The sequence below is a fragment of the Nocardioides humi genome (assembly GCF_006494775.1).
Classification (GTDB): domain Bacteria; phylum Actinomycetota; class Actinomycetes; order Propionibacteriales; family Nocardioidaceae; genus Nocardioides; species Nocardioides humi.
Genome location: NZ_CP041146.1, coordinates 1639528 through 1654591, shown reverse-complemented (window position 1 = coordinate 1654591; position 15064 = coordinate 1639528). Strand labels below are relative to the sequence as shown.

Below are 15064 nucleotides of genomic sequence, written 5' to 3'. Positions count from 1 at the left end.
CCTGCCGACCGATCCGCGAGGATGGCGCCATGACCACGCCCACGGTGGCGATCGGCGCCCTCGGCGGCACCATCGCCTCGACGTCCAGCGCGACCGACGGCAGCGAGATCGTGCCCACCCTCACCGCCGAGAGCCTGGTCGCGGCGGTGCCGGGACTCGACGCCGTCGCGACCGTGCGGGCCGAGACCCTGGCCCGGCTGCCGAGTCCGTCCCTCGACGAGCCGACGATCATGCGGACTCTGCTGTGGGCGCAGGCCGCGGTCGACGCGGGGGCCGCGGGCGCGGTGGTCACCCAGGGCACCGACACCCTCGAGGAATCGGCGTACCTGCTCGACCTGTTCTGGGATCGCCCCGCCCCGCTGGTCGTCACCGGCGCGATGCGGTCGGCCGGGGCCGTCGGCGCGGACGGCCCGGCCAACCTGCTCACCGCCGTCCGCTGCGCCCTCGCGCCCGTGTCGCGCGACCGGGGCGTGCTGGTGGCGTTCGGCGACGAGATCCACCAGGCCCGCTGGGTCGCGAAGACCGACTCGATGTCGCCGAGCGCGTTCCGGTCGCCGGCGTTCGGACCGGTCGGGCGCTGCGCCGAGTCGCTCGTCGAGTACGCCGCCCCGCCCGCGCGGGTGCCGCCGCTGCGGCTGTCGCGGGGCCAGGAGACGGGCGACCCGCGGGTCCCGCTGGTGGCGACCTACCTCGGCGACGCCGGCTACCTGCTCGACGCCATCCGGCCCGAGGACGTCGACGGCGTGGTCGTCGCGGGCTTCGGCGCGGGCCACGTCTCGGCGGGCACGGCCGAGGCGGTGGGCCGGCTGGCACGCCAGGTCCCGGTCGTCTTCGCCTCCCGCACCGGATCCGGGCCGACGGGTCGCGCGATGTACGGCTACCCCGGCTCCGAGGTCGATCTGCTCGCCCGTGGAGCCGTCGGAGCCGGCTGGCTCCCGCCGGTCAAGGCCCGGCTGCTGCTGTGGGCGCTGGCGCTGCGCGGACCGGTCCCGCGCGCCGACGTCGCCACGGCCTTCGCGGAGCGCGGCCGGCTGTAGTCGCAGCTGTCGTCACAGCCGGCCCAGCCCCGACGGCGTGTCCGGCGGCCGGTGGGGGAGGACGTTGGCGACGTAGTCCCGGGCCGAGTCGAAGATGTCGACCTCGTGGCCGGCCTCGTCGGAGAGCGCCCAGCGGTGCTCCATCACCTCGTGGAAGTACTCCGGCGCCGAGATCCCGCGGCTCAGCTCCGGGGGCAGCAGGTCCACGATCGGCGTGTAGACGGTGGCCAGCCAGCGCCGGGCGACGGCCTCGCGGGGCTGGTCGTCGTACCCGCCGTGCGCGGTGAAGGCCGCGAGGTCGTTGAGCAGCTTGCGGGCCTGGCTGTCCTCGGCGACCAGCCCGGTCAGCTCGCGCAGCTCGCGCCGGTGGTGCCCGGCCTCGACGACCTTCGGCTGGATCCGAACCCGATCGGAGTCGGTCTGCACGTCGAGCTCGTCGACGTCGAAGCCGAGGTCGTTGAGGCGCGCGATCCGCTGCTCGATGCGGTACCACTCGTCGCTCCCGAACTCCTCGACCGCGGTCAGCTCGTCCCACAGCGCGTGGTACCGGTCCGCCAGCTGCTCGACGATCGCGAAGGCGTCGACCTCGATGTCGGTGTCGCCGCTCGCCTGCAGGTCCATCAGCTCGGCGAAGATGTTCTCCACGCCGACCGTGACGTCCTGCTCCCGCATCGCGTCGGACACCTCGGCCCGCAGCTCGCCGGTCTCGGCGTCGACGAGGAAGGCCGCGAATCCTCCGGCACTGCGGCGGAACAGGGCGTTCGACAGCGACACGTCGCCCCAGAAGAAGCCGGCGAGATGGAGCCGCACGAGGAGGACGACGAGCGCGTCGACCAGCGCCGGGACCTGCTCCGCGCGCAGGCCGTGCTGGAAGACCGTGCGATAGGGCAGCGAGTAGTGCAGGTGCTCGGTGAGCAGCGCCGCCGGGAGCGGCTCGCCGTCCGGCGTGGTCCGTCCCGTCACCACCCCCCGGGGTACGACGGCGGGCTGGTCGATCCGCTGGAGGTCGCGCAGCAGGTGGTACTCCCGCAGCGCGATCGCCGCCTCGGTCTCCTTGACGGCGAGGAACTGCCGGTTCACCTGGACCACCCGCACGACGTGCCGGGACAGGCCGAGCGGCAGCGGCACGACGTACCAGTCGTCCCACTCCGCCAACGGCCGCGACCACGGCAGCCGGAACAGCGCCGGATCGGTGCGGGCGGCGACGACGTGCAACGCCATGACGGCAACCTACGACACCCGGGGACGTCTGCGTACCACCGTCGGGGGTACTCCGCAATCGCTCATCTGGGCGATCCGTGGTCGTGGACAAGGCCGTGGAATAGCGGTAGGACTGTGTGACGCATACCACTCGGAGGGGTGACCAATGGCGGTCACGTCGAAGAACGCCAGATCGGGGCGATGGTCTCGCCGACGGCGCCGCGTGGCGGTCGCCGCCGTGGCGGCACTCGCGGCCGGTGGGCTCAGTGCCTGCGGCAGTTCCGGGAAGCCGACGCTGAACTGGTATGTCAACCCGGACGGCGTGGACACCTTCAAGAAGTACGCGAAGGAGTGCAGCACCGACGACTACGACCTCGAGGTCCAGGAGCTGCCCAACTCGGCGACCGACCAGCGCACGCAGCTGGCCCGTCGGCTCGCGGCGAAGGACTCCTCGACCGACCTGATGAACCTCGACCCGGTCTTCGTCGCGGAGTTCGCCAACGCCGGCTGGCTGCAGGAGGTCGAGGGCGATCTCGCCGACACGATCATGAGCAGCGTCGAGGGCGACGGCGACTACCTCTCCGGCGCGGCCGAGACGGTCACCTGGGACGACAAGGTCTACGCGATCCCGCTGTGGGCCAACACCCAGGTGCTCTGGTACCGCAAGTCCCTCGCGCAGGCCGCCGGGCTCGACATGACCCAGCCGGTCACCTGGGACCAGGTCATCCAGGCGGCGGCCGACAACGACGGCACCGTCGGCGTCCAGGCCAACAAGTACGAGGCGTACGTCGTGTGGATCAACGCCCTCGTCCAGGGCGCGGGCGGCAGCCTCGTCTCCGACACCGAGGCCGGCCGGGACGCGAAGGTAGAGATCGACTCCGACGCCGGCCGCAAGGCGGCCGAGGTCATCCAGGAGCTCGCCGACTCGAGGGCCGCGCAGCCGGACCTGACCGTGTCCAACGAGGGCACCAGCCTCGGCCAGATGTTCCCGGCGACGGGGGCCGGCGAGTTCATGGTCAACTGGACCTTCGTCTACAAGAACTACGAGGGCCAGGTCGGCTCCGGCCTGACCGAGGACCAGTTCGCGGACCTCGGCTGGGCCCGCTACCCGGCGACGGTGGAGGGCGAGCCCTCGAAGCCGCCGGTCGGCGGCATCGACATCGGCGTGGGCGCCTACAGCAAGCACCCCGACTGGGCGATGGAGGCCGCGCGCTGCATCACCTCGGAGCAGGCGCAGGTCGACCTCGCCCTCGACAACGGCCTGATGCCCTCGACCAATGCGGCCTACGACAAGGTCGCGGCGAGCGGCGACTACCCCGCCGACCTGATCGAGCTGTTCCGCACCAGCGTCGACGACGGCGGGCCGCGGCCGAAGAGCGCGTTCTACGCGATGATCTCGGGCGCGATCCAGGCGCGGTGGCACTCCCCGACGTCGGTCGACCCGGATACCACGCCGGAGGACTCCGCCAAGTACCTGGCGGACGTGCTGGAAGGGAAGTCGCTGCTATGAGTGCCGTCACCGCCCCCGCACCCGGCAAGCAGGCGGGCAAGCCGGTGGTCAGCGACCGGGCCCGGGCCGAGACCCGGCTCGGGCAGAGGCTGGTCGCCCCGGCGATCGTGCTGATGCTGCTGGTCACCGCCTTCCCGATGCTCCGGGCGCTCTACCTGTCCACCTTCGACTACGCCCTCACCGCGCCGGACGACCGTGACTTCGTCGGGCTCAGCAACTACCTGACGGCGCTGACCGACGGGCTGTTCTGGCGGACCACCCTCATCACCGTGCTCTACATGGTGGTGACGGTGGCGATCGAGCTGGTGATCGGCTTCGCGTTCGCCATGGTGATGCACCGGGTGATCTTCGCTCGTGGCGTCATCCGCACCTCGATCCTGATCCCCTACGGCATCATCACGGTCGTCTCCGGCTTCGCCTGGCAGTTCGCGTTCTCGTTCCAGAACGGCTTCATCAACGGGTGGCTGCCGTTCGTCGGCGACGACTTCAACTGGTTCGGCCAGACCGGGTCCGCGGTGACGGCGATCATGGTCTCGGAGATCTGGAAGACCACGCCGTTCATGTCGCTGCTGCTGCTCGCCGGGCTGGCCCAGGTGAGCGAGGACATGATCGAGGCGGCGAAGGTCGACGGCGCGACCTGGACGCAACGACTGGTCAAGGTGATCCTGCCGAACATGCGGGCGGCGATCATGGTCGCCGTCCTGTTCCGGGCGCTGGACGCCTACCGGATCTTCGACAACATCTTCGTGATGACCGCGGGCGCGGTGAAGACCGAGTCGATCAGCTTCCTGACCTACCGCCAGACCATCGAGCAGTTCCAGCTCGGCATGGGCTCCGCGCTCTCGGTGCTGCTGTTCCTCTCGGTGCTGGTGGTGGCGTTCCTGATCGTCAAGCTCTTCCGCGTCGATCTGGCGCAGGCACGGCAGGAGTCCTGACATGAAGAACCGCATCGGCCTCATCGTCGGCTGCATCCTGATCATGATCTGGTGCCTGCTGCCCGTGGCCTGGATCATCTCGCTGTCCTTCAAGTCCGAGAGCGCGATCACCAACGGAAGCCCGGGCTTCTTCCCCTCCGACGGCGGGGGAGCGGGCTGGGCCAACTACCAGGCGGTCTGGGACAACGAGCAGTTCCGGCGCGCGATCTTCAACTCCATCGGCATCAGCCTGATCGCGACCCTGCTCTCGGTCATCGTGGCCACGCTGGCGGCGTACGCCATCGCCCGGCTGGAGTTCCGCGGCAAGAAGGCGGTGCTGACCATCGCGCTGGCGATCGCCATGTTCCCGGTGGTCTCGCTGGTCGGCCCGCTGTTCGACATGTGGCGGGCGATCGGGCTCTACGACACCTGGCCGGGCCTGATCATCCCGTACATGTCGTTCACGCTGCCGCTGGCGATCTGGACGCTCTCGGCGTTCTTCCGCGAGATCCCGTGGGAGATGGAGCAGGCCGCGCAGGTCGACGGCGCGACGTCGTGGCAGGCCTTCCGGAAGGTGATCGTGCCGCTGGCGGCGCCGGGCGTCTTCACCGCCGCGATCCTGACCTTCTTCTTCGCCTGGAACGACTTCGTGTTCGGCATCTCGCTCACCTCGACCGAGAACGCCCGCCCGATCCCGGCGTCCCTGTCGTTCTTCGTCGGCTCCGACCCGTTCAACCGGCCGGCGTCGCTGCTGGCCGCGGGCGCGGTCATCGCGACCGTCCCGATCGTCGTCATCGTCCTGATTTTCCAGCGCAAGATCGTCGCCGGCCTCACCTCCGGCGCGGTGAAGGGGTAGGGGAGAGATCTCATGGCTGCCATCACGATGAACAACATCGTCAAGAAGTACGGCGACGGCTTCCCGGCCGTGAACGACGTCTCGATCGACGTCGCGGACGGCGAGTTCATGATCCTCGTCGGCCCGTCCGGGTGCGGGAAGTCCACGCTGCTGCGGATGATCGTGGGACTGGAGGACATCACCTCCGGCGACATGATGATCGGGGAGCGGCGGGTCAACGACCTCGCCCCGCGCGAGCGCAACCTGGCGATGGTGTTCCAGAACTACGCGCTCTACCCGCACCTCACCGTCTACGAGAACATCGCCTTCCCGCTCCGGCTGGCCAAGAAGCCCGACAGCGAGGTCGACCAGCTCGTTCGGGAGGCGTCGGCGACCCTCGAGCTCGACGAGCACCTCGAGCGCAAGCCCGGCAACCTGTCCGGAGGGCAGCGGCAGCGGGTCGCGATGGGACGCGCGATCGTCCGGCAGGCCGACGCCTTCCTCTTCGACGAGCCGCTGTCCAACCTCGACGCCAAGCTGCGCGGTCAGATGCGCACCGAGATCGCGCGGCTGCAGAAGCGGCTCGGCATCACCACGGTCTACGTCACCCACGACCAGACCGAGGCGATGACGCTGGGCGACCGCGTCGCCGTACTGAAGCGCGGCATCCTGCAGCAGCTCGCGACGCCCCGCGAGCTCTACGAGAACCCCGGCAACCTGTTCGTCGCGGGCTTCATCGGCTCCCCGCCGATGAATTTCCTGCCCGCGACGGTCGAGGGCACCCAGGTGCAGCTGCCGTTCGGCAGCGTGGAGATCCCGGCCGACAAGGCCGAGCGCGCCGCCGGCCGCGGGCTGCTGATCGCGGGCATCCGGCCCGAGCACTTCGAGGACGCCTCGCTCGCCGCCGAGGCGCGCAGCGGGTCGACGTTCTCGGCGAAGGTGGACGCGGTGGAGTGGCTCGGCAACGAGACCTACGCCTACATCCCGTTCGAGGCGCCCGACGAGGTGAAGCAGCAGCTGCAGCAGCTCGAGAAGGACCTCGACGGCGAGGCGATGCGCACCCAGCTGGTCGTCTCCCTCGACGGCGCGAGCCGGATCACCGAGGGCCAGGACGCCGAGATCTGGGTCGACGGCCGCCGGATCCACCTGTTCGACCCGGCGACGGGGGAGAACCTCACCGTCGACCGCGAGCGGGCCGGGCGGATCCCGGGCGCGGAGGTGACCGCCTCCTGAGCCCGGGCCCAGGCTGCGTCAGGGTCAGGAGGCGCGGTCGGCGTTGCGGCGGATCGCCGTCGTGAAGGTCGGGAACAGCACGGTGGGCAGGTCGTGCCCCCAGCCCTCGACGAAGGTCGCCCGGGCTCCCGGCACGGCGGCCGCGGTCGCGCGCCCGCCGGAGACGTGGACCATCCGGTCGGCGAGGCCGTGCATGACGAGGGTCGGCGCGGTGACGGCGGCCAGCGCTCGGGTCCGGTCGGGCTGGGTCAGCACCGCCATCATCTGGCGCAGCACGCCCGCGCGGGTGACGCCGCGGTCCCAGGTCTCGCCGGCCCGCTTGCGCAGTTGCTCCTCGGTCTGCGGGAACCGCGGCGAGCCGATGATCCGCCACACCGCCAGGCTGCCGCGGATGTAGTCCTCGCGCGCGGGCCCGCGGCCGGCGACGAGCGTCGGGAGCAGGCTGGGGTGCTGCCGGCCGACGGTGCGCCGGCCGGTGGTCGACATGATGCTGCTCAGGCTGCGGACCCGCTCCGGCGCGGCGAGCGCCATGGTCTGGGCGATCATGCCGCCCATCGAGACGCCCGCGACGTGCGCGGCGTCGATCCCGAGGTGGTCGAGCAGGCCGAAGGCGTCGTCGGCCAGGTCCGCGATGGAGTACGGCGCCCGCGTGGGCGCCCCGACGAACGCCCGGACCAGGTCGGTGCGCCGCACCCGGCCGGCCGCGCGGGTGGAGCGCCCGGTGTCGCGGTTGTCGTAGCGGATGACGTGGAAGCCGGCGCCCGCCAGCTGGAGGCACAGCTCGGTGTCCCACCAGGTCATCGGGCCGCCCAGGCCCATGACCAGGAGCAGCGGCTCGGCCTGCGGGTCCCCGAAGGTCTGGTAGCAGAGCTCGACACTCCCGACCGGTGCCATCAGCTCATCGGACATGGTCATCTCGGGTGGTACGGCACTCTGTGAAGGTCCGGACATAGCGACAGTTTGCCGAATTGCGGGTAGTTCGTCTTTCAACTGGGTACCGTCTGTGACGTGAGCAACACGTTGGCGCCCTGGCTGCTGCCCGACGGCTACGGCCGTCCGGCACTGGCCGCGCTCCTGCGCGAGGGCAGTCTGGTGACCGAGGCCGGCCGGTTCGCGGCCCGCCGTGGCGCGAGCCGACGGGCCCGCCGTCGTACGCCGGTGGCGGTGCGCTCCGCGGCCCGGGTCGCCGAGCCGGTGCTGTTGATCCCCGGCTTCCTGGCCGGCGACTGGACGCTCACGGCGATGGCCGCCGAGCTGCGCGGACGCGGCTTCCGGACCTACCGCTCCCACATCCACGCCAATGTCGGCTGCACCCTCGGCTCCGCGCTCGGACTCGAGGCCCGGCTGGAGGAGATCGCCGAGCGCCGCGACGCCCGCGTGCAGATCGTCGGCCACAGCCTCGGCGGCATGATCGCCCGCGGCCTGGCCGCCCGGCGCCCCGACCTGGTCGCCGGCATCGTCACGATGGGCAGCCCGATGCGGGCCCCCGCCGCCCACCACGCCCTGCTCACCCGCGGCGTGCGGGTCCTCAACCGGCTCTCCGACGCGGGCGTCCCCGGCCTGATGACCGCGGACTGCGTCGCCGGCGAGTGCGCGCACCTCAGCTTCACCGAGTCGCAGGAGCCGCTGCGCGCCGACGTCGCGATGACCAACGTCTACTCCCGTCGCGACGGCATCGTCGACTGGAGGGCCTGCATCGACCCCGCCGGTCGCGCCGTCGAGGTCCGCGCCTCCCACATCGGCATGGCCGTCGACCCACGGGTGATGGATGTCGTCGCGGAGGCCCTGCTGGTCCCGGAGGCTCGTCTCACCCGGCAGCTGGGTCGCGATTCGGCCTGAGCCGCGACCCGGCGCATCCTGACCCTGGAATTACGCCGACCCGGCGCGTCCTGACCTGTCGCGCCCGCCGACCCGGCGCATCCTTCCTGGGCTCGCTGGCGCTCGCCGGTAAGGATGCGCCGGGTCGGCTGCGGCGCCTCGCTGCGCTCGCGCCCGTGGGCTGCTGTTGCAGGTCAGTCGAAGTCGATGCTGGAGAAGCCGCGCAGCTTCGAGAGCTGGTGCTCGGAGGTGATGGTGCGGATCGTGCCGCTGCGCGAGCGCATGACGAGGGACTGGGTGACGGCGCCGCCGCCGCGGTAGCGGACGCCGCGGACCAGCTCGCCGTCGGTGATCCCGGTGGCGACGAAGAAGCAGTCGTCGCCGGTGACCAGGGTGTCGGTGGTGAGGACGTGGTCGGCGTCGAGGTTGTGGCCGGCGTCGAGGGCGCGCTGGCGCTCCTCGTCGTCGGTGGGCCACAGCCGGCCCTGGATGGTGCCGCCGAGCGCCTTCATCGCGCAGGCGGCGATGATGCCCTCGGGGGTGCCGCCGATGCCCATGAGCAGGTCGATGCCGGTGTCGGGGCGGGCGGCCATGATCGCGCCGGCGACGTCGCCGTCGGTGATGAACTTGATCCGGGCGCCGGTGGCGCGGATCTCCTCGACCAGCGTGGCGTGCCGCGGCCGGTCGAGCAGGACGACGGTGACGTCGGAGGGGTTCGAGCCCTTGGCCTTGGCGACCTGGTGGATGTTCTCGGCGACGGGATAGCGGATGTCGACGACCTCCGCCGCCTCCGGCCCGGTCACGAGCTTCTCCATGTAGAAGACCGCGGACGGGTCGTACATCGTGCCGCGCGGGGCGACGGCGAGGACGGCGACCGCGTTGGCCATGCCCTTCGCGGTCAGCGTGGTGCCGTCGATCGGGTCGACCGCGACGTCGCACTCGGGGCCGGTGCCGTCGCCGACCTCCTCGCCGTTGTAGAGCATGGGGGCGTTGTCCTTCTCGCCCTCGCCGATCACGACGGTGCCGTTCATGCTGACCGACGAGATCATCACCCGCATCGCCTGCACGGCCACGCCGTCGGCGCCGTTCTTGTCGCCCCGGCCGACCCAGCGGCCGGCCGCCATCGCCGCCGCCTCGGTGACGCGCACCAGCTCGAGGGCGAGGTTGCGGTCGGGGGCGGGCGGCTCCACGGCGAGGGCGGGGTTCATGAGGCGAACCTTATCGGTTCGGCGCGGGCCTACCGTGCGTAGACGTCGACCTCGGTCGCCTTGACCACGAAGGTCACCTCGGCGCCGGGGGCCAGCGCCAGCTCGGCGACGGAGGCGACCGTGACGTCGGCGGCCAGGTCGCCGGCCCGGACCCGGACGAGGTCGCCGAGCGGCTCGAGCTCGGTGACGAGGACGGGCAGGGCGTTGCGCGGGCTGCCGCCGGGCGGGCCGCGGTGGACCGCGACCGCGGAGGGCCGGAACACCGCCACGGCGGCGGCGCCGTCGACCGGCGGGGGATCGCCGGGGGTGCCGTGCAGGACGACGCCGTCCGGTCGTCGTACCCCGTCGGGGGTGGCGGTGCCCGCGACGAGGTTGAGCCCCGCGAACCGGGCGGCGAAGGCGCTGCGCGGCCGGGACAGCACGTCGGCGGTGGCGCCCTGCTCGACCACCCGCCCGCCGTCGAGGACCACGACCCGGTCGGCGAGCAGCAGCGCGTCGAGGACGTGGTGGGTGACGATCACGGTGGTCTGCTCGGCGAGCACCCGGCGGAACAGGGTGCGCAGCGCCGGCGCCACGGCGACGTCGAGCGCGGCCATCGGCTCGTCGAGGAGGAGCAGCCGCGGCTCGGCCGCCAGCGCCCGGGCGACCGCCACCCGCTGCGCCTGTCCGCCGGAGAGCTGGGCGGGCCGGCGGTCGGCGAGCTCGGTGGCGTCGACCTCGGCCAGCCAGCGCGCGGCCGTGGCCCGGGCGTCGCGCCGGCCGTTGCCGGTGCTGCGGGGGCCGAAGGCGACGTTCTCCAGGGCCGAGAGGTGGGGGAAGAGCAGCGGGTCCTGGGCCAGGAGCGCGGTACGCCGCGCGTGCGGCGCGACCCAGCGGTCGGGGCCGGTCTGCCCGGTGCTGGTGAGCACCTCGTCGTCGAGGACCACCCGGCCGCTGTCCGGGCGGAGCAGCCCGCCCAGCACGGCGAGGGTGGTGGACTTCCCGGCGCCGTTGGGGCCGAGCAGGGCGACGGTCTCCCCGTCGGCGACCTCGAAGGCGACGTCGACGCCGCGCTCCGCCACGGCGATCTCGACCAGCGCGCTCACAGCGCGCCCCGGGGCCGGACCAGGCCGATCACGAGGACGGCGACCGCGACCAGCACGAGCGACATGGCGACGGCCGCGTCCGCATCGGTGACGCGGAGGTTGTAGATCAGCAGCGGCAGGGTGCGGGTGGTGCCCTCCAGCGAGCCCGCGAAGGTGATGGTGGCGCCGAACTCCCCGAGGGAGCGGGCGAACGCCAGCACCGCGCCCGAGGCCAGCCCCGGCAGCACCAGCGGCAGGGTCACCCGGCGCAGCACCGTGGTGGGGCGCGCGCCGAGCGAGGCCGCCACGACGTCGTACCGCTCCCCGGCGGTGCGCAGCGCGCCCTCCAGGCTGACGACCAGGAACGGCAGGGACACGAAGGTCTGGGCGAGCACGACCGCGATCGAGGTGAACGCGATCTTGATGCCGAGAGTCTCCAGGTGTCCGCCGAGCAGGCCCTGCCGCCCGAAGGTCGAGAGCAGCGCGATGCCGCCGACGACCGGCGGGAGGACGAGGGGGAGCAGCACCAGCGAGCGGAGTACGCCGAGCCAGCGCGCCTCGCTGCGGGCGAGCACGGTCGCCAGCGGGATGCCGAGGAGCAGGCAGAGCAGGGTGCTGGCGGTCGAGGTGCGCAGGCTGAGGAGCAGCGCGGACCGGGCCGCCTCGGAGGTGACCAGCGACGGGAAGTCGCTCCAGGCGATCCGCGTGGTCATCGAGGCGACCGGCAGCACCACGAACACGCCGGCCAGCAGCGCCGGGCCGAACAGCCAGCGCGGCAGGCCGACGTGCCGGGTGTGACTCATGCCGGGGGTCAGGCGCCCGGCGCGCCGAAGCCGGCCTCCTTGAAGACCTGCTGGCCGTCGCCCAGGACCAGGTCGAGCCACTCCTTCGCGAGGTCGGCGTGCTCGGAGCCCTTGACCGCGACGATCGGGTAGTGGTTGACGACGTCCGCGGCCTCGGGGAAGTCGATGCCCTCGACCGTGTCGCCCGCCGCGGTGACGTCGGTGACGTAGACCAGGCCGGCGTCCGCCTCGCCGGAGGAGACCTTGGCCAGGACGTCGGTCACCGACTGCTCCTCGCTGACCGGCTGGAAGGTGAGCCCGGCGGCCTCGGCGACCTTGAGGGACGCGCTGCCGCACGGCACCTCGGGCTGGCAGAGCACCAGGTTGACGTCCTTCTCGGTGAGGTCGGCGAGGTTGGTGATCCCGGCCGGGTTGCCCGGCGGCACCGCGATCATCAGGGTGTTGGTGGCGAACTCGGCCGGCTCGCCCTCGGCCAGGTCGGCGGCGACCAGCTTGTCCATGTTGGCGGTGTCGGCCGAGGCGAAGACGTCGGCGTCGGCGCCCTCGGTGATCTGCGCGACCAGGTCGGAGGAGCCGCCGAAGGACAGCTTGACGTCCACGCCCTCGTGCGCGTCCTCGAACTGCTTCTCGAGCTCCTCGAAGGTCTTGGTGAGCGACGCGGCGGCGAAGACGGTCAGCGTCTCCGTGCCGCCGCCGTTGCCGTTGTCGCCGGAGCCGCTGTCGCCGTCGTCGCCGCAGGCGGCGAGCGGGAGGGCGAGCAGGAGGGCGGCCGCGGTCGCGCTGAGCCGGAGCCGGTTCTTCTTCATCGGTCCTTGCTTCATCGGGCTTGCCTCAGGACTTTCTCGTGACGGGTCGTTCGATGACGACATTGGTGGACTTCACCGAGGCGATCGCGCGGACCCCGGGCTCGAGCCCGAGCTCCGTGGCCGCCTCGGTGCTCATGAGCGACACGATCCGGTAGGGCCCGCAGACCATCTCGACCTGGGCCATCACCGTGTCGGTGAGGACCCGGGTGACGATCCCGGTCATCCGGTTCCGCGCGCTGACGGCGCCGGCCCGCGTGCGGACGCGGTCGGCGTCGTCGACCAGGGACGCCGCGAGCGCGGCGAGGTCGGGGCCGGGGATGACGGTCCGGCCGTCGACGGTGCGACCGGGCACCCGGCCGGCCTCGATCCAGCGGCGCACGGTGTCGGTGCTGACCCCGAGGATCTCGGCGGCCTCGGCGACACGGTAGTCGGACACAGGGGCCACCTTGGCGCATCTGCGGCGAAAACTCCATGAAGTAGACGCAGATGAGACAGAACCGTTGCCCGGGTGCACGCCCCCGGACGTCGGCTGGGAGACTCGTCGCGTCATGAACGCGCAGCAGGCACAGCCGCCGGGCCGACCGGGCCGCTACCAGCGCTCGGCGGTGGGACTCGTGACCTCCCTGGTCGTCACCGTGGTCGCCATCGGCGGGCTGCTGTACTTCATGGGCGTCTTCCGGCCCGACTTCGAGGTCAAGCCCGAGGCGGTCGACTACGTCGAGACCGTCCGCTCCGCCCAGCAGTCCGGGCTCACGCCGGTCTACCCGACCGCCCTGCCCGACGGCTGGATCGCTACCGGCGTCGACGTCACCCCCGGCGACGACCCGGTGTTCATGATCCGGATGCTCACCGACCGGGGGAAGTTCGTCGCCGTGCGCCAGGAGGACGCCTCGGTCGGCGCGCTGCTGGGCAAGTGGGTCGACGAGAAGACCGAGGCGGTCGAGGGCTACACCGTCCCCGCCGACGTACGACGCCCGGTGGCCCGCGACTGGAAGGGCTACGCCGACGCCGGCGGCGACTCGGCGTACGCCGCGGAGGTCGGCGACGAGACCGTGCTGGTGTTCGGCTCCGCGTCGCGCACGGACCTGCAGGCGATCGTCGACGCGCTGGTCACGACGCCGGTCGGCTAGCCCTGGTCGTCGCCGTCGTCCTCGTCGTCCAGCGCCGCCTCGAGCCGGGCGCGGGCGCCGTCGAGCCAGCCCTGGCAGGTGGTGGCCAGCGCCTCGCCGCGCTCCCAGAGCGCGAGCGACTCCTCGAGGGTCGTGCCGCCCGCCTCGAGCTGACGGACGACCTCGACCAGCTCGGCGCGCGCGTCCTCGTAGGACAGCTCCTCGGTGGTGTCGTCAGTCATGGGTCTCCTCGGTCGGCTCGGTGCTCGGCTCGGCGATCTGCTCGGCGATCTGCTCGGAACGGGTGGCGGTGACGTGGATGCGGCCGTCGGCGACGCGCACGCTCAGGGCGGCGCCGTCGGCGACGGGGTGGACGGAGGTGACGACGTGGCCGTCGGCGTCCTGGAGGACGGCGTACCCGCGGCGCAGGGTCGCCAGCGGGGAGAGGGCCCGGACCTGGGCCCGGCGGTGGTCGAGGTCGTCGGCGGCCCGGTCGAGCTGCCACTCCAGCCGTCGGCGGATCCGCGCCCGCCAGTCGTCGAGCTCGTCGCGCCGGGCGTCGAGCAGGCTGCCGGGATGGGCGAGCGCGGGCCGGGCACGCAGGGCGTCGAGCTGGGCCTGCTCGCGGTCGAGCCGATGGCGTACGGCGCGGCGCAGGGCGTCGCGGGCGCGGTCGACCATCAGCCGCTCCTGCGCCATGTCGGGCACGATCAGCTTCGCGGCGTCGGTCGGGGTGGAGGCGCGGACGTCGGCGACGAGGTCGAGCAGGGGCGTGTCGGGCTCGTGGCCGATCGCGGAGACGACCGGCGTCCGGGCGGCGGCCACCACCCGGATCAGGCCCTCGTCGGAGAACGGCAGCAGGTCCTCGACCGATCCGCCGCCGCGGGCCACGACGATCACGTCGACGCCCGGGTCGGTGTCGAGGCGGCGTACGGCCTCGATGACCTCCGGCGCCGAGCGCGGGCCCTGCATGGAGGCGTAGGCGGTGGTGAAGGCGACCGCGGGCCAGCGGCGGGTGGCGTTCTCGACGACGTCGCGCTCGGCGGCCGAGCTCGGCGCGGTGACCAGGCCGATCCGGCGGGGGACGGCGGGCAGCCGGCGCTTGCGCTCCTGGCTGAACAGCCCCTCGGCGGCCAGCAGCTGGCGGCGCCGCTCCAGGCGGGCGAGCAGCTCGCCGAGGCCGACCATCCGGATCTCGCGGGCCTGCAGGGACAGGCTGCCGCGGTTGGCGTAGTAGGACGGGCGGGCGTGGATGACGACGCTCGCGCCCTCGGCCACCGGCGTGGACAGGCCGTCGAAGAGCACCCGGGAGCAGGTGACGGGGACCGAGATGTCGGCCACCGAGTCGCGCAGGGTGAGGAACACCGTGGCCAGGCCCGGCCGCCGGCTGACCTGGGTCACCTGGCCCTCGACCCACACCGCGCCGAGCCGGTCGATCCAGCCGGCGAGCGCGTTGGCGATCGCCCGCACGGGTGCCGGCTTCTCCAGCGACGTCTCCAGGGCCACGGCCGCGAGCCTATTTCATCG

General features: G+C 72.4%; 16 protein-coding genes. 7 read left to right on the top strand and 9 right to left on the bottom strand.

Features of this window, described 5'->3' with window-relative positions:
• Positions 1-29: 29 nt before the first annotated feature.
• Positions 30-1037 carry an asparaginase gene (locus FIV44_RS08180; protein ID WP_181411049.1) on the top strand — a complete coding sequence of 336 codons (1008 nt, stop codon included), beginning with the start codon at positions 30-32 and terminating at the stop codon, positions 1035-1037.
• 12 nt (positions 1038-1049) lie between these two features.
• Here the strand turns inward: FIV44_RS08180 and FIV44_RS08175 are convergent, their stop codons facing one another.
• Positions 1050-2258, bottom strand: a complete 1209-nt coding sequence (locus FIV44_RS08175; protein ID WP_141004013.1) for a DUF4032 domain-containing protein — start codon at positions 2256-2258, stop codon at positions 1050-1052.
• A 202-nt stretch (positions 2259-2460) separates the two neighbouring features.
• On the opposite strand from FIV44_RS08175, the gene FIV44_RS08170 reads away from it, so the two are divergent.
• From FIV44_RS08170 to FIV44_RS08155, 4 genes are read left to right on the top strand one after another with little or no spacing between them, the layout of a single operon-like run.
• The gene (locus FIV44_RS08170; protein WP_181411048.1) at positions 2461-3747 is read left to right on the top strand and encodes an extracellular solute-binding protein; all 1287 of its coding nucleotides are present in this window, start codon (positions 2461-2463) and stop codon (positions 3745-3747) included.
• On the top strand, positions 3744-4682 hold the full coding sequence (locus FIV44_RS08165) for a carbohydrate ABC transporter permease (protein ID WP_141004011.1): 939 nt from the start codon (positions 3744-3746) through the stop codon (positions 4680-4682). The genes FIV44_RS08170 and FIV44_RS08165 overlap by 4 nt, the downstream gene beginning before the upstream one ends.
• 1 nt (position 4683) lies before the next feature.
• Positions 4684-5517 carry a carbohydrate ABC transporter permease gene (locus FIV44_RS08160; RefSeq protein ID WP_141004010.1) on the top strand — a complete coding sequence of 278 codons (834 nt, stop codon included), beginning with the start codon at positions 4684-4686 and terminating at the stop codon, positions 5515-5517.
• 12 nt (positions 5518-5529) lie between these two features.
• Complete coding sequence (locus tag FIV44_RS08155; RefSeq protein ID WP_141004009.1) at positions 5530-6729, top strand: ABC transporter ATP-binding protein; 1200 nt, start codon at positions 5530-5532, stop codon at positions 6727-6729.
• A gap of 24 nt (positions 6730-6753) precedes the next feature.
• Here FIV44_RS08155 and FIV44_RS08150 read toward each other — a convergent pair whose 3' ends face one another.
• Entirely contained in the window at positions 6754-7623 is an 870-nt protein-coding gene (locus tag FIV44_RS08150) for an alpha/beta fold hydrolase (protein ID WP_246086880.1), read from the bottom strand.
• A gap of 114 nt (positions 7624-7737) precedes the next feature.
• On the opposite strand from FIV44_RS08150, the gene FIV44_RS08145 reads away from it, so the two are divergent.
• A complete protein-coding gene (locus FIV44_RS08145) occupies positions 7738-8568 on the top strand; it encodes an esterase/lipase family protein (protein WP_181411047.1) in 831 nt (276 codons plus the stop codon).
• A gap of 173 nt (positions 8569-8741) precedes the next feature.
• Here the strand turns inward: FIV44_RS08145 and glpX are convergent, their stop codons facing one another.
• The 5 genes from glpX to FIV44_RS08120 are packed head-to-tail and all read right to left on the bottom strand — an operon-like array spanning position 8742 to position 12864.
• A complete protein-coding gene (gene glpX, locus FIV44_RS08140) occupies positions 8742-9755 on the bottom strand; it encodes a class II fructose-bisphosphatase (RefSeq protein WP_141004006.1) in 1014 nt (337 codons plus the stop codon).
• A 29-nt stretch (positions 9756-9784) separates the two neighbouring features.
• Positions 9785-10840, bottom strand: a complete 1056-nt coding sequence (locus FIV44_RS08135) for a sulfate/molybdate ABC transporter ATP-binding protein (protein WP_141004005.1) — start codon at positions 10838-10840, stop codon at positions 9785-9787.
• Positions 10837-11622 carry an ABC transporter permease gene (locus tag FIV44_RS08130; RefSeq protein WP_141004004.1) on the bottom strand — a complete coding sequence of 262 codons (786 nt, stop codon included), beginning with the start codon at positions 11620-11622 and terminating at the stop codon, positions 10837-10839. Before FIV44_RS08130 ends, FIV44_RS08135 begins: the two co-directional genes overlap by 4 nt.
• Positions 11623-11630: 8 nt before the next feature.
• Positions 11631-12443 carry a molybdate ABC transporter substrate-binding protein gene (gene modA / locus FIV44_RS08125; protein WP_246086879.1) on the bottom strand — a complete coding sequence of 271 codons (813 nt, stop codon included), beginning with the start codon at positions 12441-12443 and terminating at the stop codon, positions 11631-11633.
• Between the two features lie 10 nt (positions 12444-12453).
• Positions 12454-12864 (bottom strand): TOBE domain-containing protein, encoded by a 411-nt coding sequence (locus tag FIV44_RS08120; RefSeq protein WP_141004003.1) that lies wholly within the window; start codon positions 12862-12864, stop codon positions 12454-12456.
• Positions 12865-12976: 112 nt separating this feature from the next.
• Between FIV44_RS08120 and FIV44_RS08115 the strand changes: the two genes are divergently transcribed.
• Positions 12977-13558 (top strand): DUF4245 family protein, encoded by a 582-nt coding sequence (locus FIV44_RS08115; RefSeq protein ID WP_141004002.1) that lies wholly within the window; start codon positions 12977-12979, stop codon positions 13556-13558.
• On the opposite strand, the gene FIV44_RS08110 is transcribed toward FIV44_RS08115, so the two are convergent.
• Entirely contained in the window at positions 13555-13779 is a 225-nt protein-coding gene (locus FIV44_RS08110; protein ID WP_141004001.1) for an exodeoxyribonuclease VII small subunit, read from the bottom strand. The two genes, FIV44_RS08115 and FIV44_RS08110, sit on opposite strands and share 4 nt — an antisense overlap.
• A complete protein-coding gene (xseA, locus tag FIV44_RS08105) occupies positions 13772-15043 on the bottom strand; it encodes an exodeoxyribonuclease VII large subunit (protein WP_141004000.1) in 1272 nt (423 codons plus the stop codon). The genes FIV44_RS08110 and xseA overlap by 8 nt, the downstream gene beginning before the upstream one ends.
• Positions 15044-15064 lie beyond the last annotated feature (21 nt).